Annotated in this window: 13 protein-coding genes and 1 pseudogene; 6 read left to right on the plus strand and 8 right to left on the minus strand. The window is 70.8% G+C overall.

Annotated elements, in window-relative coordinates:
- Nucleotides 1–17 precede the first annotated feature (17 nt).
- Genes CES90_RS26710 through CES90_RS26720 form a run of 3 tightly spaced genes read left to right on the plus strand, consistent with a single transcriptional unit; the run spans nucleotide 18 to nucleotide 3353 of the window.
- On the plus strand, nucleotides 18–1196 hold the full coding sequence (locus CES90_RS26710; protein WP_189784752.1) for a toxic anion resistance protein: 1179 nt from the start codon (nucleotides 18–20) through the stop codon (nucleotides 1194–1196).
- The gene (locus CES90_RS26715; RefSeq protein ID WP_189784753.1) at nucleotides 1193–2764 is read left to right on the plus strand and encodes a substrate-binding and vWA domain-containing protein; all 1572 of its coding nucleotides are present in this window, start codon (nucleotides 1193–1195) and stop codon (nucleotides 2762–2764) included. Before CES90_RS26710 ends, CES90_RS26715 begins: the two co-directional genes overlap by 4 nt.
- 4 nt (nucleotides 2765–2768) lie before the next feature.
- Nucleotides 2769–3353, plus strand: coding sequence for a hypothetical protein (locus CES90_RS26720; protein ID WP_189784780.1), 585 nt, complete (start codon nucleotides 2769–2771; stop codon nucleotides 3351–3353).
- A gap of 3 nt (nucleotides 3354–3356) precedes the next feature.
- Here CES90_RS26720 and CES90_RS26725 read toward each other — a convergent pair whose 3' ends face one another.
- The 3 genes and pseudogenes from CES90_RS26725 to purU all read right to left on the minus strand — a co-directional run bounded on the left by CES90_RS26725 (nucleotide 3357) and on the right by purU (nucleotide 6344).
- Nucleotides 3357–4514 carry a hypothetical protein gene (locus tag CES90_RS26725; RefSeq protein WP_189784754.1) on the minus strand — a complete coding sequence of 386 codons (1158 nt, stop codon included), beginning with the start codon at nucleotides 4512–4514 and terminating at the stop codon, nucleotides 3357–3359.
- 417 nt (nucleotides 4515–4931) lie between these two features.
- Nucleotides 4932–5336: pseudogene (locus CES90_RS26730) on the minus strand (serine dehydratase beta chain); the annotation flags it as partial.
- Nucleotides 5337–5471: 135 nt separating this feature from the next.
- Nucleotides 5472–6344, minus strand: coding sequence for a formyltetrahydrofolate deformylase (gene purU, locus CES90_RS26735; protein WP_189786709.1), 873 nt, complete (start codon nucleotides 6342–6344; stop codon nucleotides 5472–5474).
- 208 nt (nucleotides 6345–6552) lie between these two features.
- Between purU and CES90_RS26740 the strand changes: the two genes are divergently transcribed.
- Nucleotides 6553–8865 carry an FdhF/YdeP family oxidoreductase gene (locus CES90_RS26740; protein ID WP_189786708.1) on the plus strand — a complete coding sequence of 771 codons (2313 nt, stop codon included), beginning with the start codon at nucleotides 6553–6555 and terminating at the stop codon, nucleotides 8863–8865.
- 35 nt (nucleotides 8866–8900) lie between these two features.
- On the opposite strand, the gene helR is transcribed toward CES90_RS26740, so the two are convergent.
- The gene (helR, locus tag CES90_RS49900) at nucleotides 8901–11093 is read right to left on the minus strand and encodes an RNA polymerase recycling motor ATPase HelR (protein WP_229914261.1); all 2193 of its coding nucleotides are present in this window, start codon (nucleotides 11091–11093) and stop codon (nucleotides 8901–8903) included.
- A 261-nt stretch (nucleotides 11094–11354) separates the two neighbouring features.
- Here helR and CES90_RS49905 point away from each other — a divergent pair, with 261 nt between their 5' ends.
- Nucleotides 11355–11744 carry a 2-oxoglutarate and iron-dependent oxygenase domain-containing protein gene (locus tag CES90_RS49905; RefSeq protein ID WP_229914260.1) on the plus strand — a complete coding sequence of 130 codons (390 nt, stop codon included), beginning with the start codon at nucleotides 11355–11357 and terminating at the stop codon, nucleotides 11742–11744.
- Nucleotides 11741–12397 carry a 2OG-Fe(II) oxygenase family protein gene (locus CES90_RS49910; protein WP_229914259.1) on the plus strand — a complete coding sequence of 219 codons (657 nt, stop codon included), beginning with the start codon at nucleotides 11741–11743 and terminating at the stop codon, nucleotides 12395–12397. The genes CES90_RS49905 and CES90_RS49910 overlap by 4 nt, the downstream gene beginning before the upstream one ends.
- On the opposite strand, the gene CES90_RS26755 is transcribed toward CES90_RS49910, so the two are convergent.
- The 4 genes from CES90_RS26755 to CES90_RS26770 form a co-directional block, all read right to left on the minus strand.
- Complete coding sequence (locus CES90_RS26755; protein ID WP_189786707.1) at nucleotides 12387–13211, minus strand: methyltransferase domain-containing protein; 825 nt, start codon at nucleotides 13209–13211, stop codon at nucleotides 12387–12389. The genes CES90_RS49910 and CES90_RS26755 overlap by 11 nt on opposite strands.
- 35 nt (nucleotides 13212–13246) lie before the next feature.
- On the minus strand, nucleotides 13247–14125 hold the full coding sequence (locus tag CES90_RS26760; protein ID WP_189786706.1) for a helix-turn-helix transcriptional regulator: 879 nt from the start codon (nucleotides 14123–14125) through the stop codon (nucleotides 13247–13249).
- Nucleotides 14126–14173: 48 nt separating this feature from the next.
- Nucleotides 14174–15427: a phenylacetate--CoA ligase family protein gene (locus CES90_RS26765; RefSeq protein ID WP_189786705.1), complete on the minus strand. Its 1254-nt coding sequence runs from the start codon at nucleotides 15425–15427 to the stop codon at nucleotides 14174–14176.
- Nucleotides 15428–15516: 89 nt separating this feature from the next.
- Nucleotides 15517–22065: a beta-ketoacyl synthase N-terminal-like domain-containing protein gene (locus tag CES90_RS26770; protein ID WP_189786704.1), complete on the minus strand. Its 6549-nt coding sequence runs from the start codon at nucleotides 22063–22065 to the stop codon at nucleotides 15517–15519.
- Nucleotide 22066: the final 1 nt, after the last annotated feature.

A 22066-nucleotide genomic window follows, 5' to 3' on the forward strand; every position in this document is an offset into this window, starting at 1 on the left:
ACGGGGGATCACCACATATGAGCACCGAAGACAGCACCACCTTCACCCTCACTCCGCCCGAGCCGGTCGCGGCCGTGCCGCGGGAGAAGGCCGGCGGTCTCGTGCCGGTCGAGGAGTCCGTACGGTCGGACATGGCCCGGAAGGCCACCGAGTACGTCCAGGGGCTCGCCGCCCTCGACGCCCGGTCGCCGGAGTTCGCGGGCCGGGTCGGGGAGATCACCGCCCTCGGCGCGGGCGAGATGCGTACGGCGGCCGCCCAGTCCAACCGCATGCTGGAGCGGACCGTGCGGAGCCTGCCGAGCAAGGGCGGGGACGCCCAGTCGCAGGTCGCGGGCTCGCTCGTCGAGCTCCGGCGCGTGGTCGAGGACCTCGACCCGCGTGATCTGCCCGCGAGCAAGGGCCGCAAGTTCCTGTCCCGGCTGCCGGGCGGCAACAAGCTGCGCGACCACGTCGCCAAGTACGCCTCCGCGCAGGGGACCCTCAACAAGATCGTGGGTTCGCTGCGCGGCGGACAGGACGAGCTGCGACGCGACAACGCGGCGCTGCAGACCGAGCGCGTGCGCCTGTGGGAGACCATGGGCAAGCTCCAGGAGTACGTGGTTCTGACCGAGGCCCTGGACACGGCCGTCGAGGAGCATGTCGCCGGCGTCGAGGCCACGGACCCGGCCGCCGCCGACACCCTGCGCGCGGACGTACTCTTCCCGGTCCGGCAGAAGCACCAGGACCTGCTCACCCAGCTCGCCGTCTGCGCCCAGGGCTATCTGGCCATGGACGTCGTACGGCGCAACAACGAGGAACTGATCAAGGGCGTCGACCGGGCCGCCACGACCACGGTCTCGGCGCTGCGCATCTCCGTGATGCTCGCCTCCGCCCTCGACAACCAGAAGAAGGTCGTCGACCAGGTCAACGCCCTGCGCGGCACCACCGAGGACCTCATCCGCGGCAACGCCGAGATGCTCTCCACCCAGAGCGGCGAGATCCAGCGCATCGCCGCCGACCCGGCCGTGGGCGCGGAGACGCTCCGCTCGGCCTTCCAACAGATCTACCGCACCCTCGACGCCATCGACACCTACAAGGTCCAGGCGACAGAGACGATGGCCGCCACGGTGGAGTCCCTGACGTCGGAACTCCAGCACGCGTCGGCGTATTTGGAGCGGAGCAGGTCGCAGGGGGCGCTGGACGGGGGGCTCACATGAGAAAGGGCGCCTTTGCAACGCTGTCGAGGTGTGCCCCCCGGGCCGCGGCCGCCATCGCACTCGCATTGGTGACGGCCGGATGCACCTCGGCCACCGAACCCCAGGCCGACCCGACCAAGTACATCCCCGGCACCCTCCGCGTCCTCGCCTCCAGCGAACTCTCCGACATGGACGAGGTGTTGGCGAAGGTCGAGAAGGACACCGGGATCAAGGTCCGCCCCACCTACATGGGCACCCTCGACGCGGTCGAACTGCTCGCCAGGGGCCGGGCGAAGGACACGTACGACGCGGTCTGGCTCTCCTCCAACGACTATCTGCGGCTGCGCCCGGACGCGGCGAAGCAGGTCGTGTCCGAGACGCCGGTGATGTCCAGCCCGGTGGCGATCGGTGTGAAGACCGAGACCGTACGGAAGCTGGGCTGGAAGCCGGAGGACGTCACCTGGGGGGACATCGAGCAGGCGGTGGCGGACGGCGATCTGACGTACGGCATGACCGACCCGTCCCGCTCCAACTCCGGCTTCTCCACCCTCGTCTCGGTGGCCTCGGGGCTCTCCGACGCCCAGTCCGCGCTCACGGACGCGGATGTCACGCAGGCGACGCCCCGGCTGAAGAGGTTCTTCCGAGGGCAGAAGCTGACGTCGGGTTCGTCGGGCTGGCTGGCGGAGGCGTACGACCGGCGCGGCGACGTCGACGCGCTGCTCAACTACGAGTCGGTGCTGCAGGCCAGGAAGGACCTGACGGTGATCCGGCCGCGCGACGGCGTCGTCACCGCCGACTACCCGCTCTCCTCGCTGGCGTCCACAAGCCAGGACGTCCGGGAGGACGTACGGCGCCTCACCGACGCCCTGCGCACCCCTCGGACCCAGCGGCTGATCACCGAGGAGACCCTGCGCCGCCCGGTCGTCGCCTCCGTCCCGCCCGCGACCGGCCTGGACACCACCCGCCGGCGCGAACTGCCCTTCCCGGGCACCCGTTCCGTCGCCGACGGCCTCCTCGACGCGTACGAGAACGAGCTGCGCCGCCCCTCCCGGACCGTGTACGTCCTGGACACCTCGGGCTCGATGGAGGGTGACCGGCTCGAACGGCTGAAGACCGCGCTCACGGACCTGACCAGCGACTTCCGGGAGCGGGAGGAGGTCACCCTCATGCCCTTCGGGTCGGAGGTGAAGAGCGTACGAACCCATGTCATAGAGCCCGGGTTCCCGAAGCTGGGGCTCGACCGCATCCGCGCGGACACCCAGGAGCTGTCCGCCTCCGGCGACACCGCCATCTACACGTCTCTGGAGAAGGCGTACGAGCTTCTCAGCACCACCACCCTGGACACCTTCACCTCCATCGTGCTGATGACGGACGGCGAGAACACCACGGGCGCGAGCGCGTCCGACTTCGACGCCTTCTACCGCGGGCTGCCCACCGAACACCAGCACATACCCGTCTTCCCCATCCTCTTCGGCGACTCCGACAGGAACGAACTGGAGCACATCGCCGACCTGACCGGCGGCCGCCTCTTCGACGCCCAGCATGGCTCACTGGACGGTGCCTTCAAGGAGATCCGTGGCTACCAATAAGGTGATGGCGTACGTCGAGTCCCGCAAGAACCTCACCGGCAGCGCCCTCGGAGTGGCCGGGCTCGGGCTGACCTTCGCCGGGGTCGCGGGCCCGTACTGGCCGGTCGTGGTCGTCGGCCTGTACGGGGCGGGCGCCCTGATCGCCCCGCCGGAGCGCCCGCCGCTGCCGGACTTCCCGGACCCCTCCGCCCAACTGGACGAACTGCGCGCCGACTTCGGCACCCTGCGCGAGTACCTGGCCGGCATCGACCTGCCGCCCGCGGCCGCCGGCCGCCTCGCGGAGCTGACCGAACTGCTCACCGCCCTCCTCGACCCCGGCTGGGTCGCCGAGGTCCTCGCCCGGGATCCGGAAGGGGTGCACATCCTGTCGAGGGCGGTCCGGCAGGACGTACCCGAGGCGGTCGACACCTTCGTACGCACCCGGTGGTGGACCCGGCTGACCCCGGGCACGGAACCCCCCGAGCGCCACCTGGAGCGACAACTCACCCTGCTCCAGGACGAGCTGGGGACCATCGCGGCGGCGCTGCGGGACGCGGAGGCCCGGCGGCAGGAGTCACACACGCGGTATCTGGAGGACCGGTCCAGCTGAGAATCAAAGGTTGGTCAGCAGCACGATGAGCAGGACGACCCCCATCACCACGGCCAGCACCTTCAGGGCGGCGTACGGGGACGGGTCCTGGCCCGGCGGGGGCACCGGCGCCGGGATGTGGGCCGGCCGGGGCCCGTTGAACACGTCGTGGCCGGTGACCGCGGCCCGGGTGCACCAGGGGCAGGTCGGCAGATGGGAGCCGTAGGTGTGCAGGGGCCGTACCGTGCACGCCCGTACCTGGCCGCGCTCCTTGTCGAGGGCGCGCAGCCAGGCCTCGGCCGGGGGCCGGGCGGCCGGGGCCTGGACGCCGGGGCCGAAGGCGGCACGGGCGAGGGTGAGCAGTTCGGGCGGCAGGACGGAGGGGTCGACGGTGCCGCGCGGGATGACGACCATCTCCGGGCGGACCACGTAGGAGATGCTGGCGGCGATGTTGTCCTTGACCGTCGACTCCGAGGCGCTCTCGTGCGGGACGCCGCCGAAGGGGTGGTTCCCGGCGGTGAGCAGCTGGTAGATGAGGACCGCGAGGGCGAAGTTGTCGCTCTCCCGGGTCGCGGAGCCGCCCGCCTGGCGCTCGGGGGACGAGTAGTCGGTGGTGTGCATCAGGCACGGGAACAGTTCGCCGGTCACCGGGTCGGTGAAGGCGATGGAGTCGCAGTCGAGGAACGTGACGAAGCCGTTGGCGTCGACGACGACATTGCTGCTGGAGAAGTCGCCGATGACGAGGTTGTCGTAGTGCATCCGGGCCGTCATGAAGGCGAGGTTCCAGGCGATGCCCAGCAGGAACCGCCAGTCGGCCCGGTCAGGGAAGAGCTTGAGCCGCTGGACACGGGTGAACAGGCCCACCAGCTGGACGTGTTGGGGTTCACCGAAGCGGCGCATCGCGTAGCCGAGGAACTCGCCGTTCGCGCCGCGGGCCATCGCGGTCGGCCAGGCCAGCTCGGGCGGCTGGTTGGCGTCGGTGGGGCGGGCGGCGAGCGGGGACATCGTGAGCATGCGGGTCAGCCGCCGCTCCTGGTCCGCGCCGGGTGTCTCGCGGTAGATCTTGACGACGATCCCCGCGTCGCCCTCCACCGGGAACACAGCCGCCTGCCCGCCACCCTTGAGGGGCTGCTCGGCCAGGGTGACCGCCTTGCCGTCGAGGAAGACCGTGCGGCCGCTCATGGCCGTACCTCCGAGTGTTCGCCGGGCCGATGCCGGTCGTCACGGGTCGTCACAAGTCGTCGGTCGCGGCCGGTGCCGGGCCGGGGTGGTGGCGGGCCGTCACCGGTCGCATCCCGCCGTCGCCCCCCGTCACCGGGCCAGACCTGCCGTCGCCACCCGCCGGCGCGAGCCATTACCGGTCGCATCCCGCCGCCCCCGCCCGTCACCGGGCCAGACCCGCCGCCCCCGCCCGTCACCGGGCCAGACCCGCCGTCGCCACCCGTCACCGGGCCAGACCCGCCGCCCCCGCCCGTCACCGGGCCAGACCCGCCGTCGCCACCCGTCACCGGACCGGACCTGCCGTCGCCACCCGTCACCGGACCCGAGCCGCCTTCGCCACCCGTCACCGGACCCGAGCCGCCTTCGCCACCCGTCACCGGACTCGTACGCCCACACGGTCATCCCGTTGGCGTGGTACGGCAGGGTCTTGCGGCGGTGCAGGACCAGATCCTTGTCGAAGTCGAAGGGGATCTCATGGGCGTCGAGGAGGCGGATGCGGCGCGATTCCTTGATCGCCTCCACCCGTTCGTCGGCCGACTCCACGTCCACCGTGCGCGGGGAGGCGCCCTCCAGGCCCAGGAGTACGGCCTTGGGGGTGCCGTGGCCGTGGCCGGTCGCGCCCAGGGAGCCGTACAGCTCGGCGTGGACCGTGGCGGTCCGGGCGAGTACGCCGTCCTCCTTCATCCGGACGACGAACATGCGGGCGGCGCGCATGGGGCCGACCGTGTGGGAGCTGGACGGGCCGATGCCGATCGAGAACAGGTCGAAGACCGAGATGGCCACGGTGACTCCTCAGGAGGGGGTTGGCGGGGCACTCGGCTCTCGGGCGCCCCACCACGGACTTACTGGTTGAGGCCGGGACAGAGCGGGTGCTTGTCGGCCAGGTCGACCAGGATCAGGTACAGGGGGGACGGGCCCTCAGCGGAAGACCACGGTGTGGTGGCCGTTGAGCAGGATGCGGCTCTCGCTGTGCCACTGCACGGCCCGCGCCAGTACCCGGGCCTCGACGTCCCTGCCCATCGTGACCAGCTCGTCGGGGTCGTGGGAGTGGTCCACGCGGAGAACGTCCTGCTCGATGATGGGCCCCTCGTCCAGGTCGGGGGTGACGTAGTGGGCCGTGGCCCCGACCAGCTTGACTCCTCGCTGGTGGGCCTGGAGGTAGGGGCGGGCTCCCTTGAAGCTGGGGAGGAAGGAGTGGTGGATGTTGATGGCCCGGCCCTCCAGGCGTTTGCACAGGTCGTCCGAGAGGATCTGCATATAGCGGGCGAGGACCACGAGGTCGATCTCGAACCGCTCGACCAGCTCCAGGAGTTCCGCCTCGGCCTCCGCCTTGGACTGCGGTGTGACCGGGATGTGGTGGAAGGGGATGCCGTGGCTCCGGGCGAGCGGCTCGAAGTCCCGGTGGTTGGAGACGATCAGCGGGACGTCGATGTTGAGGGCGCCGGTGCTCCTGCGGAACAACAGGTCGTTCAGGCAGTGGCCGTACTTGGAGACCATGATCAGCGTGCGGGTGGGGGCGGACGCGTCATGGAGTCGCCAAGTGATGCGGTACGCCTCGGCGACCGGCGTGAAATCGGCGCTCAGCCGCTCCAGTGAGGCGTCCGGGTCGGAGACGTCGAAGTGCACGCGCATGAAGAAGCGGTCCTGCAGCCGGTCGTCGAACTGCTGGCTCTCCAGGATGTTCCCGGAGTGCTCCACGAGGAAGCCGCTGACGGCGTGGACGAGGCCGGCCTGGTCGGGGCAGGAGAGCGTGAGGACGAACTCGCGGCCGGGACGGGGGCGGAGCGGCATGACATCCTCCAGTGGTGCGTATTGAGCAACATTGCGAGCGATACGCAACATGGTCCAAGCGGGAGAGGGTCCGGTCAAGAGGGCTGCCTTGACAGAAAGCCGTCCGGCGGGCTTGCTTGTCATGTTGCGCAATAAGAGATGAGCGGCGTAATGAGCAACTCACCTGGTTCGGCATCCATCGATTCCCCTACACCGCGGAGCGCCATCGATGACCCGCAAGGCACCTGCTGAGGATCCCGGCGACGCCCGACTGCGGGTGGGCCCACCGAAGGACTACGCCGCCGGAATCCCGGCGGTCACCTCCTCGCTGCGCCACGGAAACGCCCAGATGGGCGCACGCCGTACGCTGCTCACCCTGCTCCGGGTCAATCAGAAGGACGGCTTCGACTGCCCGGGTTGCGCCTGGCCCGAGCCGGAACACCGGCACCGTGCGGAGTTCTGCGAGAACGGGGCCAAGGCCGTGGCGGAGGAAGCCACGCTGCGACGGGTGACCCCCGACTTCTTCGCCGAGCACGCCATGGAGGAACTCGCCGGTCGCAGCGACTACTGGCTCGGACAGCAGGGACGCCTCACCCACCCCATGTACCGTCCGGCGGGCGGTGACCACTACCGGGCGATCTCGTGGGAGGACGCGTTCGCGATCGTCGCCCGGGAACTCGCCGCCCTCGACCACCCCGACCAGGCCGCCTTCTACACCTCCGGCCGGGCGAGCAACGAGGCCGCCTTCGTCTATCAGCTGTTCGTCCGGCTGCTGGGCACCAACAACCTGCCGGACTGCTCCAACATGTGCCACGAGTCCAGCGGTTCGGCCCTGGTCGAGACGATCGGCATCGGCAAGGGCAGCGTCAGCCTGGAGGACCTCTACGAGGCCGACCTGATCCTCGTCGTCGGCCAGAACCCCGGAACCAACCATCCGCGTATGCTCTCCGCCCTGGAGCGGGCCAAGGGGCGCGGCGCCCGCGTCATCGCGGTCAACCCGCTCCCCGAGGCCGGCCTGCTCCGGTTCAAGAACCCTCAGCGGCCGGCCGGTATCGTCGGCGCCGGCACCCAACTGGCCGATCTCTTCCTGCAGATCAGGCTGGGCGGCGACCAGGCGCTGTTCCAGGCCTTCAACCGGTTGCTGCTGGAAGCGGAGGACGAGGCCCCCGGCACCGTCCTCGACACGTCCTTCATCACCGCGCACACGCATGGCTTCGAGGAGTTCGCCGAGCACGCCCGCAAGACGTCCTGGGAGGACGTCCTGGAGGCCACCGGGCTGACCGAGGAAGAGATCAGGGTCGCGTTCCGGGAGGTGCTCGCCGCCGAGAAGATCGTCGTCTGCTGGGCGATGGGCCTCACCCAGCACCGCCATTCCGTTCCCACCATCCGGGAGGTCGTCGACTTCCTCCTCCTGCGCGGCAACATCGGCCGTCCCGGCGCCGGCCTGTGCCCGGTCCGTGGCCACTCCAACGTGCAGGGCGACAGGACGATGGGCATCCACGAGAAGCCGAGCGAGGCCTTCCTCGACGCCTTGGGCGCCGAGTTCGGCTTCGAACCGCCGCGTCACCATGGCCACGACGCGGTCGACACCATTCGCGCCATGCGCGACGGCCGGGTGAAGGTCTTCGTCGGGCTGGGCGGCAACTTCGTCTCGGCCGCGCCCGACAGCGAGGTGACGGAGCAGGCCCTGCGCGGCTGCCGACTCACCGTGCAGATCTCCACCAAGCTCAACCGGTCACACGCGGTCACCGGGGAACAGGCGCTCATCCTGCCCTGCCTGGGCCGCACCGAAGCCGATCTCCGGCCCTGTGGACCCCAACTGGTGACGGTGGAGGACTCCATGAGCATGGTCCACCTCTCGCGCGGACGACTCGCCCCCGCCTCCGAGCACCTCCTCAGCGAGGTGGCGATCATCTGCAGGATGGCCCGGGCAGCCCTCGGGGCCCAGGACCCCCAGGTGCCCTGGGAGGACTTCGAGACCGACTACGACCGCATCCGCGACCGCATCGCACGGGTCATCCCCGGCTTCGAGCGGTTCAATGACCGCGTGCGGCAACCGGGCGGCTTCGCGCTGCCCCACCCGCCCCGCGACGAACGCCGCTTCACCACGGCCACCGGCCGGGCCAACTTCACCGTGAATCCGCTGACCGTCCTGCGTGTACCGGAAGGCCGGCTCCTGCTGCAGACGCTGCGCTCGCACGACCAGTACAACACCACCATCTACGGACTGGACGACCGCTATCGGGGCGTCCACCAGGGGCGCCGGGTCCTGTTCGCGCACCGGGACGACCTCGCCGCCCGCGGTCTCGCCGACGGTGACCTCGTCGACATCGTCAGCGAGTACGAGGACGGCGTGGAACGCCGGGCACCCGGCTTCCGCGCGGTCGCCTTCCCGACGCCCCGCGGCTGCTGCGCGGCGTACTTCCCGGAGACCAACGTCCTGGTGCCGTTGGACTCCACGGCGGCCATCAGCAACACCCCCACGTCGAAGTCCATCGTCGTCAGACTCGAACCGGCTGTCGGGGTGCCCGCGGGCCACTGAGTGTCCATCGCCGCCGAACCGACCGACGGCCGGTGTCAGGGGCTCGTGAGGACGACGAGCTGCTGGGTCGCCCGGGTCATCGCGACATAGCGGTCGACCGCTCCCTCGATGCCCGTGCCGAAGTTGTCCGGGTCGACCAGGACGACCAGGTCGAATTCGAGCCCCTTCGACAGTTCCGGGGTCAGTGACCGGACGCGGGGCGTCGTCGGCCGGAAGTCGGGATCGCCGATGACGCAGGCGATTCCGTCGGCGTGTGCGGTGAGCCAGCCGTCGAGGATCGAGTGCAGGTCCGAGGCGGGTCCGTGGGCGACGGGGACGCCGCCGCTGCGGATGGAGGTGGGGACGTTGGCGTCCGGGAGCGCGGCCCGGATGACCGGCTCGGCCGCCGCCATGATCTCTTCCGGCGTCCGGTAGTTGATGCTCAGAGAGGCCAGGTCGATCCGGTCGAGCCCGATGCGTTCGAGCCGTTCCCGCCACGACTCGGTGAACCCGTGCCGGGCCTGGGCGCGGTCCCCGACGATGGTGAAGCTCCGGGACGGGCAGCGCAGCAGCAGCATCTGCCACTCCGCGTCGGTCAGTTCCTGAGCCTCGTCGACGACGATGTGCGCGAACGGGCCGGCCAGCAGGTCCGGGTCGGCGGTGGGCAGTTCGGCCTCGTTGACCAGACTGACCTGGGCGTCCTCGCCGCGCAGCATCGTCACCAGACCTTCGCCGTCGTCACCGTCGGCGCCGGAGTCGGCCGCGGCCGCGATCAGGTTGTCGACGACCTGGGCCATGTGCTCACGCTGGGCGGCGAGTGCGGCTTCCTGTCGACGCTTGCGACGTGATGCCTCCGGGTCGCCGAGCCGTTGCCGGGCCGCGTCCAGGAGTGGCAGGTCGGACACCGTCCAGGCCTGGGCGTCCGCGCGTTGCAGCCGCTGAACGTCGTCACGGCCGAGCCAGGGAGCGCACATCCGCAGGTAGGCGGGTACCGACCACAGGTCGGAGACGAGGTCGGCCGCTTCGAGCAGTGGCCACGCGCGGTTGAAGGCCGTGAGCAGCTCCCTGTTCTGCCGCAGCGACTTGCGGAGCAGGTCGGCCGAGACCTCACCGCCATCCGCCGAGGTGTCGCCCTCGTGCTTGTCCACCAGGATCGTGAGCAGTTCCTCCCAGACCTGGTCGCGTGCCTCGTTGTGCGGGGTGCCGGGTTCTGCCGCCTCGAACGCCGCGGCCCAGTCGTCGGCGCCCAGCCAGACGTCGGACCAGTGGGTCGTGACCGTCATGCCCTCGGTGGGCGGCTCCTCGTAGAACCTGACGGCCTTTTCGATCGCCTTCACCATCTCCGCGGACGACTTCAGACGGGCCACCTCGGGGTCGGCCTCGATCGCGGCCCCGGCTCCCTCCGCGACCAGGTCCCGCAGGGTGCAGGTCTGTACGCCCTCCTCGCCGAGGCTGGGGAGGACGTCGGCGACGTAGTCCAGGTACGGCCGGTGCGGGCCGACGAACAGCACGCCACCCCGGCGGTGCCCGAGACGGGGGTCGGAGTAGAGGAGGTAGGCGGAGCGGTGCAGGGCGACGACGGTCTTGCCCGTACCCGGGCCGCCGTCGACGACGAGGGCACCGCGCGATCCCGCGCGGATGATGGCGTCCTGGTCGGCCTGGATGGTGCCGAGCACGTCCCGCATCCGGGCCGACCGATCGCCGCCCAGGCTGGCGATGAAGGCGGACTGGTCGTCGAGCGCGGCGTGCCCGACGAATCCGTCCGAGGTGAACACCTCGTCCCAGTAGTCGCCGATCCGGCCGCCGGTCCAGCGGTACCTGCGGCGGCTCGCCAGTCCCATCGGGTCGGCGTGGGTGGCCCCGAAGAACGGCTCGGCCGCAGGGGAGCGCCAGTCGACCAGCAGCTGACGGCCCGTGCTGTCCTTGAGGCCGAGCCGTCCGACGTACACGGGCTCGGGGGCGTCCGCACCGACCATCCGCCCGAGACACAGGTCCAGGCCGAAGCGACGCAGTGCGCGCAGGCGAGCGGTCAGCCGGTGGATCTCCGCGTCCCGGTCCATCGCCGCCCTGCCGATGCCACCCGGCGCCCTGCGCGTGGCGTCGAGGAGGCCGGACACCTCGGCGATCGTCTGCTCCAGGCACTCGGCGACGGCCGCGAAGTGCTCCTCGTCACCGGCGATCAGAGCCGGGTCCGCCTTGGCGGCGAGGCGGTCGGGAAGGGCGAACACGCTGGTGGTCAGCGAGGTCACGTCAAGAGCTCCGTTCTGAGGTCGCCTGCGACATTTCCGCAGGTCCTGGCTAGGCCGGCAATTCTGCGGTACGACCGGGGCCTTGCCGCAAGCCCCCCTGTGTGTTATAAGTTGAGAGTGGCAAGGAGAGAGCGATCTCCTTGCCCTTTCTTTTTTGTTCGGCCACCCGCCCTTTTTTGTCGTTCACTCCCTTCGAACCTCGAAAATGGCCCCCTCAGATGGGGGTAGTGGATTCTCCACGCTCAGTTCATGGTTATGGGCATGGCAGAGCTGAAAACCTTCGTACTGCCTTCCACCGTTGAAGGCAGCGACACGGACAAAGCGTTGGGGCAGGCGCTCATCGCCGCCTGGCAAGTCGACGGAATCTTCCAGATTCAGGCCACTCCTGAACAGGAATCCGTCACCGGGCGGGCTCTCGAAGCGTCCCGGGACTTCTTCAGCCGTCCGCTCAAGGACAAGGCCAGAACGTATCCGACCTCACCTACAGCGGATATGTCGCGTCCGGAGAGGAGGAGACGGCCGGGGAGAAGGACGGCTCGGAGGTATTCACCGTCTGCCCCGACATTCCGGAGGACGATCCCCGCGTCCAAGCCGCATGGCCGTGCCACGGCCCCGCCCCCTGGCCGTCGGACCGGTACGCCGCGGCCATGAAGGGCTACATGGGCGCCGTCGGCGACATCGGCCAACGCCTGCTCCGACTGACCGCTCTGGGCCTCGGCCTGGACGACATGGAGCACTTCACGCGGCTCACCGACGACGGCTGGCACCACATGCGGGTGCTGCGCTTCCCGCCGGCGGACGCCACCTCGGAGCGCGGCATCGGCTCCCACACCGACTACGGTCTGCTCGTCATCGCGGTCCAGGACGACGTCGGCGGCCTCTACATCCGGCCGCCCGTCCCGGGTGAGGAACGCGGACGCAACTGGCTGCCCGACGAGTCCATGGCCGGGCGGTACGAGAACGACGAGCCCTGGACCTTCGTCACCCCGGTTCCCTCGGTGTTCACCGTCTTCCCGGGGGACATCATGCAGTTCATCACCGGTGGACACCTTCTCTCCACCCCGCACAAGGTGCGCCTGGCCGACCGTGAGCGCTACACCCTCGCGTACTTCCACGAGCCCGCGTTCCAGGCAGTCGCCCGCCCCCTGGACGCGACCGGGGCGGACGAGTTCATCCACTACGGCACCCACTTCACCAACATGTTCATGCGGTGCTACCCCGAGCGCGCCGCCACCGCGCGCATCGAGAAGGAGGAGCGGCTGGCCGTACTCGAGCGGCTGCGCAAAGAGGCCCTCAACCTCTGACTCGAGCCGTGGTCACGAAAAATGTGGTGGCCGCCGTGAACGCGGCCCGACGGGAGAGGTCATGGAGGTCGCTTGTCCACTCGGCGGCGGCCTCCTGACTGATTTCCCCCTGTGCCAGTGCCGCGGTGAGAGCCGGTTCCACCATGAGGTGGAATGCCGAGGCGTAATCGCTCATGGTCACCATGACAGGTGTCACCTCTATATCGGTGAATCCGGAATGCGTGAGGTGGGCGGCATTCCGGGTGCCCGCGTGCGGATTCGGAATCGCCGAGCAGAATGCGTCCTTGACCGCCTTCGTGGTCTTCGGGAAACGGGAACTCAGCACCATCGAGTCGAGGTCGGGATCGGCCATGACGATCGTCCCGCGCGGTTTCAGAACTCTGCTCGCCTCCGAAAGTGCCTGCGTGGGATCGTGGAAATGGACGAAGACCCGCTCGGCGCGATACCACGACAGTTCGGCATCTCCGAATTCGAGGGCGAGGGCATCGCCCTTGACGAAGCGACAGTGCGGGAACCGGGTCACCGCGGCATCGACCATGGCCTGACTGCTGTCGACACCGACCACGTCCTTGCCGAGTCGGCCGAGGTCCGCGACGGTACGCCCCGTACCGCAGCCGATGTCCGCGCCCTTGCCGGAAACTCCCTCCAGGGGGCGGTACGTGGCCTCACGCACGACCCTTCCGCTCTCGCTCTGCTCCGCCTTCCGCAGATAGGCGATGAAGTCCCTGGCCGTACCCGTCGAGTCGACGTCATGGAAACCATCGGCGAGGTCTGCCGTGGCCCCCTCCACCGGGCGGACCGTTCTCTCGTCCATCGTCCGTCCTCCTCGATGCGCGGTGACGCCCGATCTCAGGGCAGCAGACCCAGTTGACGGGCCGTCACGACGGTCTCCATACGTGAGTGGCATCCCAGCCTGCGCATCGCGCTGCGCAGATAGCTCTTCACCGTTTCGGCCCGAAGCCCGAGTTCGTCCGCCACGTCGGCGTTGGTGCGCCCGAGCGCGACGCACGACAGCACGTCGAGCTCCCGCGAGGAGAGGGCGCCGAGGCGGGGGGAGGCAGGGGCTCCGGCGCCGGCCAGCTTGTCGCACACCGCGACGACCCGGTCCCGCAGTTCGGTGTCCGTGAGTTGGTGGGCGAGCACCCGCAGCTCCGCGTATGCCTCGCGGATCGTCTCCCACTGGGGGGACGTCTGTCGGCGGGGCATCCGTCCCTCCGTCCGGCCGGAGGTCTCCGCGGGCTCGTTGAGAGCGTCGAGCCGACGCCTCACCTCGTCACGCACGGCCAGGTTCTGTTCCAGACCGCGGGCGGCGTGCATGACGGCGTCGATGGTCCGGTCACCCAGCCCGACGGACTGGCGGACCGCGCCGTACATGACGGCCCGCACCGTCCGGTTCACCACCACGGGCGCCGCCACGACGGCGTGGAGGCCCTCCGCGGCGACCATCAGGTCGTAGTGGTGGCTGATCTGCTTGGAGTTCGCGTAGTCGTTGACGGCGATGGGGCGGTGCAGCGCCACGACCTTGCCGCCGAGTCCCATGCCGAACCCGAGGGTCAGCCCGAACAGGGCTCCTGTGGTGTTGCCGGCGAACTCGGTGAGTTGTGCGTGCCGGCCTCTGGCCACGACACCGCCGAAGGCCAGATCCACACCGGTGGTGTCACGTAACGCCGTGATGCCACGTTTGACTTGGCGGTCGTCGTCCGAAACGGGGGGTGTTTTCTCTGTCATGCGACTTCCTTGTTCTGCCCGGGGACCCAGTCTGCTCCCTGGGGACGTTCACGGCTGTCGTTCGTCGATGAGCCGGAGCAGTTTCCCCGTGCGGGGATTGACGGCGAGCCGGGACGCGGGGACGCATTCCACGCTCAGCGGGTTGATGAGTCCGGCTTCGACGTGCTCGGCGAACATCGGGCGGACCTCGTCGAGCCGCGCCGCGATGGCCTTCCCCACGGTCGCGGGGTCGCCGAGGTCACCGGCGACCCGGAGCACCAGCTCGTCCTTCCCGGCCTTGCGGCGTTGCACGACCTGCATGCCGACGAGCAGTCGGCCGTCGGCCACATGCCGTACGACGGCGCGCAGGTCCTCCAGATACAGGGTGATCGGGCCCACCCGCGCGCCCTCGTCGGAGCGGCCCAGCAGCCGGAACCGGCCGTCCTCGCGGTCCACCCACTCGCCCCGGTCCCCGGTGGGGTACCGGATCATCGGCATCAGACGCCGGGCCAGATCGGTGACGACCAGTCTGCCGGGCCTGCCCGGTTCGGTGACCGGGTCGTCCGTGTCGTCGTCGAGGATCTCCATCACGGTCGCCGGGCGATGGGCGCGGTGGACCCGTGGGTCGGGGTCGTCCGCGACGGGCGCGCCCAGCATGCCGCCGTCCACGCTGCCGTACCCCATGGAACGGATCGCGGCGTTCGGGAACGCGGCCCCGAGAAGCGGGCGTTGGTCCTCGTAGAGCGACTCGCCGCCGAACATCACGAGGTGGACGTCGGTGGCCGGGCAGCTGGAGTCGGTGAGGCGGGCGGCCAGTTGACAGATGGTGGTCGGGGGACCCATGAGCGCGGTCGCGGAGAACTCGTGGATCACGTGTGCCGTGTAGTCCAGCGGGGCGGAGGCCAGGGGCAGGTGCACGTTCGGCACCGACGACTCCTGCAGGCACAGCACGTTGAACAGGAAACTGGCGTAGAGCTCACCGGCGTAGAAGAGATTGGCGACGCGGTCGCCGGGGCGCAGTCCGGCCTGGGCGAAGCCGTTGCCCTGCAGTCGACTCATGGCCAAGAGTTCCCGCCGGGTGTAGACGGAGAGCTTGGGCTCGGTGGTGGTTCCGCCGGACTTGAAGACGATGCCGTCGGTGAGCGGGCCGGTGAGTACCTGGCTGTCGTGGGCGGTGTTCGCCGCCCAGAAGTCGGAGTGGTCGAGGACGGGCAGGTCCTCGACAGGGACCGGCCCGTGCGGGAGGGCTGCGTACAGGTCGCGGTAGAAGGGCGAGTGCCGACGGGCGAAATCGACGAGGTCGGTGAGGCTGTACTCGACCATGGCGGGGAACCTCCTCGGGTGTGCGGCGGGTCGTCGGCGCGGCTGGCTTCGGTGAGGCCGGTCTTCGGTGGGGGAACGAACAGGTCGGGTCAGGGCCGGTCGTCCTCGGTCAGCCCCAGGCCCAGGTTCGTCACGTGGTAGATGCGGGTGCCGTCCGCCCACAACCATCCGTCGGCGACGGCGTGGCGACCGTGTTCGGTCTCGCCCATCTCCGTGATCTCCAGCTCGATGGTGATCTTCTTGGTGCGCGGGGTCACCTGGCCGCGGTACTTCCAGGTGATCGGCCGGCCCGGGAGCACCGGTTCGAAGCGGGGCCGCCGCAGTCCGGCACCGAGGCCGCTCTCGATGGCGTAGAACTGCAGGAGTTGGTACATCGCCTGCACACCGAGCGAGCCGGGCTGGACCGGGTCCTGGAAGAAGTGGGCCTTGAAGAACCACTCGTCGGTGTCCACGTCCTTCTCCGCCCGCAGGCGGCCGAGCCCGGCGCGTCCGCCGTCCGGCCACCAGCCGGTGACCCGGTCGAGCATCAGCAGCATGGGGCCCGGCAGACCGGGCGTGCCGTCGAAGTACCGCGCGGGACGGGTGGAGAGGTCGACGGAGAAGTCGCACGGCCGCGTCAGAGCGCGCCGTTCGGCTTCGGACGGCGACAGCCCGACCTGGTCCTCGAACGCCGCCGGCGGGAAGAAACCGAACACCGTCGTGAGGGTGAACACCGGCTCGTCGTCGGCGAAGCACTCCACACCGAACGTCTCGATGATCATGTCGCCGCTGTGCGCGATGTCGAGCAGCCGGGTCCGGGTGCGCAGCACCCGCGTTCCGGGGCGGACCTCGCCCAGTACCGTGCCCGTGCCGTCGAGGTTGCGGAACAGCAGATCGGCGTCGTGGTCCAGCGCGCTGCCGACATACGAGGCCAGCCAGCCGCCTGCCTGCAGGACGACCTCCATGAGCACCGCGAGCGGCATCGCGGGGAAGCCGTTCTGCTCGAAGTACCAGACCTCGTCGGGCACGTCGTACTCGACCTCGACGGCGCTCCCGGCGCGGGGGACCCAGGGCGGGCCCTCCACGGCGACGACCCGGCTCATGAAGTGGAACGGCGGCCCCGGCAGCCGGGCCAGCCTGCGGGCGCTGTCGAAGGGGGTGTACGCGGCGCCGAACGCCTCACTCGGCTTGCCCCAGGCGCAGGCGAGCATGGCGGCGTAGTCGTAGCGGAAGCCGTCGACCTCGGCGACCTCGGTGGGCTCATGGTGGCCGTTCAGCCCGGCGAGCGCCCGGGGCGGCACCGGTCGTCCGGTGGGCTGGACCGCCGGGGGCCCGAGGTGCCGCCAGTGGGTCAGCGGCCAGTCGGGGACCAGGCGCAGCCGGACACCTCGGGCGTGGAAGGCCTTCACCCCGTCGACCGTGCAGAGCACGTCCGCCACGAGTTCCGGCTCGGGGCCCGTGGACAGACCCGACACGAAGACCTCGTACGTCAGCCGCTCGCTGTCGGGGGTGACCTGGCCTCGGCACACCATCGCCACCGAGCTGTCCCGGCCCGGTTCGAAGCGCCAGCCGTCGCGGTCGACCGTGCATCCGGCGGCGGCGAGGTGGAAGGCCATGGCCTGCAGACAGCCCTCGAACATGAGGGTGCCCGGCATACAGGGGTCGTCGGGGAAGTGGCCCTCGAAGAACCAGTCGTCGGGTGAGACGGGGGTCTCGGCGCGGAGGTAACCGCGGCCCCAGGGGCCGCCGAAGAGGTCGAGGACCGGTATCTCGTGCAGGAGCCGCATCCGGTCGTCGCCGGTGCGGGGTGTGCGGATGTGGGCGCGGGTGAGTTCCCAGCCGGGGCCGAAGCAGTCGGCCGGGCGCCCCTCGGCGAAGGCCCGCACGGCGTCGGGCCCGAAGGACCGGGGAGTGGACGTGGTGGAGGAGGACGCGGGCGGTGGATCGAACGGCAGTGTCGGGTCGGGGGCTTCGTTCTCCGGCGTCCACAACACCCCGCCGGTACGGGCGAGTTCGGCGTCGGTGAAGAAGCCCGCCTGGCCGCCCCGCATGCTCAGCCGGAGTTCGTCCCCGACGTAGCAGTCGTAGTGGAAGAAGAAGAGCCGTACGCCGCCGTGCTCACCGTGACCGTCGATGTGGATCTCGTAGCGGAGAGTCTCGCCCGGGAGGGGCGGGCTGCCGTGGTACGTCAACTCGCAGCCCAGGAGGCGGTACACGCGCTCACCCCGGTTCAGCAGGTCGACGCCCAGCCAGCTGATCAGCAGCAGATCGGCCTGCCCCGCCTCGACCATGATGCCGGCGGGCATGCGTCCGCAGGGGTCGAGGTACCAGCTGTCGACGTGGACATCGGTCTCGGTCCAGATGGTGCCGGTCCCCATGGAACCCGGCTCGGCGTCGATGCCCGTGACACGGTCCGCCAGCAGCATCGGCGGGGCGGGCATACGGGTCTGCCGGAGGTACTGGTCCTGAGGGGCGAAGCGGGGGCCGAACACGGCGGACACGGGGCCGGTGGCCAGGCGCTCCAGGTCGGCTCGGGTGAAGGAGGGGCCGGTGGGCTTCTCGGCGGCGGGAGGCGGGTTCGGGTTCGCGCGAGTCGGATTCGGTTTCGGTGGGGCGGACGGTGGGGTGCGTGGTGGGGCGGGCGGTGGGGCGGTCATGTGCTCGGCGGTGCCGCGGCGTGCCGCCAGGGCTGCCGCCGCACGGTGGCGGGACGCCAGGAACTCCTTGTGGACCCGGGCCTGGACGGTGAGGAAGTGCCGGTGGGCCGATGCCACGGGGTGATGTCCTTCCCCCACCGCCGCCCGGTCCGGACCGGTGACCGCCGGAGCGGAGACGGTACGGACGGTACGCGCCAGGTGTCGCTCCGGGGGCGCGGGGGCGGGCGGCCTGGCCGGGCCGGGCAGCCGGGGCGCGCGGGGCATGACCTCGGGGGACGATGTGGTGTCGGGGCGGGGCAGGCTCACCTCGGCCGGGTGGGCGGGCAGAGTGATCAGGCGGGTGCCGGTGGGGTGCCGTTCGGGCCGGGCGGCGGCCAGACGGTCGTACAGCGCATCGGTGTCCGCCGGGACTCCCGCCGCCACGAGTTCGACGGTGGCGCGCAGCAGTTGGGTGATTCCCCGCCCGGCGGGCGCGTCCAGGGACACCACGATGTGCTCGCGGTCGCCCAGGACCCGGCGGATCCAGTCGGCGCAGTGACCGCGAGGGCCGTGTTCCACGAAGAGCCGGACACCGTCCGTCCACGCCTGTTCGACGGTCCGCGCGAAGTCGATGGGCCCGAGGGCCTGTTCCGTCACGGCGTCGGCGGCCGCGTCGTCGCTCGCGCGGTACCAGCGGGAGGTGGCGCAGGTGTAGAAGCGGACGCCCACGTCCGTCGTGGGCAGATGGTGCATACGCCGCCAGGTGGCGCGGATCTCCTCCAACTCCGGTACGTGAGCGGCGACTTGGTAGGGGATGTGGAGCGCATGGGTGGTGTTCAGCCGTTCCAGGACCCGCCGGCAGCCGGTCGCCTCGCCGCCGAACACACACGAGTCAGGGGCGTTGACCACCATGAGGTGCACGCACGGCTCGTCACCGATGGCGGCCCGTACCTTCTCCACCGGTTCCTCGACCTGGTAACTCGCCCACTCGGTCCCGTGTACACCCTGTCGGCGCCAGGCACGGCGCGGCACCTGCAGCTCGCCGACGACACCGTCCGCGAACAGCTCCGAGCGCCGGGCCTGGGCCGACAGACCGGTGACGTCCTGCCAGGCGCCCAGTGCGGCCAGCGCGCTGGACTCGCCGGAGGAGTAGCCCAGCGATGCCTGCGGCTCGATGCCCAGCACCGTACGGGTGATACGGGCGTGCAGTTGGCCCAGTACGGAGGCACCCCAGATCTGGTCCAGCGCGTGCCGGGGCCGTGAGCTCGTGCCCTCGTGGGCCCAGCCCACCAGGGGGTCCAGCGGGCCGCTGCGTTCCGCCACGGCGGCGAGCAGCTCCGGGAAGGCCAGCATGACGTCCGTCCCCATGCCCGGGTACGCCATCGAACCCCCGGCGAAGACGAAGGCCAGCTCCCCTTCCACGGGCCGGTCGTGGAAGGCCGTGAGGTCCGGCCGAACGCCGTCGCCCGCGAGCCACTTCCGGGCCGCCTCGGCACGGGCCGCGAGGTCGTCGGGGCCGGCGGCGGCCAGCGCGAGCCTGGCCGGTCCGTGCCGTGACTCCCGGCCGTCCACCAGCGCCTTGAGGACATCGGCGCGGCTGTCTCCGGAGAACACATGGATCCTCCGGGGGAGTTCGGCGACGTACGGGGCCGGGTCGCCGGCGTGTACCCGTATCCGCTTGCCCGGCCCGCCCAGTGGCGTGACCCCGGCCGAGGCCGTCCGCGTGCCCAGGGCCGGCCGGGCCGGGGCGCCGGGGCGGGGAACGGCCCGGTGGTGCAGAGCCAACGCGGCGGCCACGACGGCGAGGAGTCCGGTGGCGGCGTGGGGGCGCCCGAACAGCTCGGTCGGGTCGAGGTGGTCCGGGGCGGCGCCCCCGCCCGGCACATCCCCCACCGTCCACTGCCGGGCCGTGCCTTCGGGCTCGTCCGCCGCCTCCAAGTCCAGGACGGCGATCACGGTGTCGCCGTCCGCGCGGGCGCCGGTGAGCCGCTTGAGTACGACGACGAGTGCCGCGTCCCCGGCCGGGGCGTCCTGGCCGAGCGCGGCCAGCGCCGCCCGGTGGACGGGCTCGTGGGAGAGGTCGACCGCGCCGACCACCACGGCGTCGGTGTCGGGACCCCGCAGAGCCTGGACGCCGAGTTCGAGTGCCATCAGGCCGGAGGCCTCCTCGGCGCTCACCGTGAAACCGGGGCCGCTGAGGTCGAGCTGGGCGCTGATCCGGTTGGCGACCACGTTGGGCATGGTTCCGACGACGGCAGACGCGGACTGGGGGGCCTGAATCGCGTCCCGAAGGGTTCGTACACGATCGGGGTCCGGGCTCCGGTCCATCAGGTCCGGGCTCCGGTCCATCAGCTCGGGGATACGCCAGCGGGCGAGGTACCGGGCCACTTCGGGATCGCAGCCCATGCCGACGAGCACCATGGTCCGCTCCTTGGGCAGGGTGGTCCGGGCGGCGGCCTCGCGTGCCGCTTCGAGTACCAGGAGCTGCTGAGCGAGGGTCTGTTCCAGATCCAGTGGGGGGAACCGCAGTCCGTCCAGGGCCACTTCGACGGTGGAGCGGGGACCGTCGTCGCGGTCACCGCCGAGCAGCGTCTGCCTCAGGTCGTGCACGTCCTTGCCGTTGCCCACCCGTGCGCCGATCGCGACGAGGGCGATGGGATCCGGCTTCGGCTCCGCTCGGGTGGCCGCCGAGGCTCGCGGCGGGGGCGGGAGGGCCGGGGTGCCCGAGTCGTCGCCGGTCCAGGCGTCGACGATCAGGTGGGCGTTGTTGCCGCCGAAGCCGAAGGCGCTGATGGCCGCGCGGCGCGGTCCGGTCCACTCCTCGGGCTCGTGGAGCAGCCGGAGCGGGGTTCCCGAGAGCGCGTCGAGGGGTTCCTCGGCGCCGAGCGTGGGGGGACGGATCCCGGCGCGGAGCGCGCCGAGGGCCTTGAGCAGCCCGGCCGCGCCGGCGGCGGTGATCAGGTGGCCGACGTTGGACTTGACCGACCCGGCCGGCAGGTCACGCGACCCCGCGAACACACGGGCCGTGCTCCGCACCTCCACCGTGTCGCCGACGGGCGTGCCCGTGGCGTGGCATTCGAGCAGGCCGACGCTGTCGGGAGCCACGCCCGCGGCTTCGTACGCCATCCGCATGGCCCGCTGCTGGCCGTCCTCCGAGGGTACGAGCAGGCCGCCGCCCCGGCCGTCGTTGGACAGACCCACGCCGCGGATCACCCCGAACACCCGGGCGTCGGCGGCGAGCGCGTCGTCCAGGCGCATCAGGGCCACGAAGCCCGCGCCCTCGGCGGGCACCAGCCCGTCGGCGTGCCGGTGGAAGGGGCGGCTCCGCCCGCTGCGGCTCATCGCCGACAGGCTGCAGAAGCTGATGTGGAGGAAGAGGTCGTCGGCGGCGTTGACCCCGCCGGCCACCATCAGATCGGCCTGGCCCTGGTACAGCTTTCGGCAGGCGAGTCCCACCGCGTAGAGCGAGGAGGCGCAGGCCGCGTCGAGGGCGAAGCCACCGAGGCCGAGGCCGAGTCCGGCGGCGGTGAGATGGGCGGGGAGGCCGGACATGAAGCGGTTGCGGGGGTCGGGACTCGAGGCGGTCGCCTTCAGCTCACGTGGTTCACGCAGCCAGATGTGCTCGGCGTGGGCCGCCATGCCGGTCGTGGGGAACGACAGGTTGCCCAGTATCAGTCCGGCGCGGGGCAGGAGGCGCTCCTGGCCCGCCTCGCGCAGCGCGGCGGCGGCGCCGCGTGACGTCCAGTGGAAGACCTTGTCGAGGGTGGGGTCGGGCACGTGCGAGAGGGCGTGGGCTTCGGCTTCGGAGCGTTCCCTGACGTAGCCGCCGGCCCGGGTCCAGGTCCGGTCGGTGCAGTCGGCCGGGTCGCCGACCGCCCAGGTGTCGGACAGCCGCCAGCGGCCCTCCGGTGCCTCGGTCAGGCTCATCCGGCCGGTCAGGACGTTGTTCCAGAAGGTGTCGGGGTCCGGGGCGTCCGGGAGGACGCAGCCCCGCCCGACGACGGCGATCGGTGCGAAACGCATG

The sequence above is a fragment of the Streptomyces capitiformicae genome, from assembly GCF_002214185.1.
In the GTDB taxonomy this organism is placed as follows: Bacteria; Actinomycetota; Actinomycetes; order Streptomycetales; family Streptomycetaceae; genus Streptomyces; species Streptomyces capitiformicae.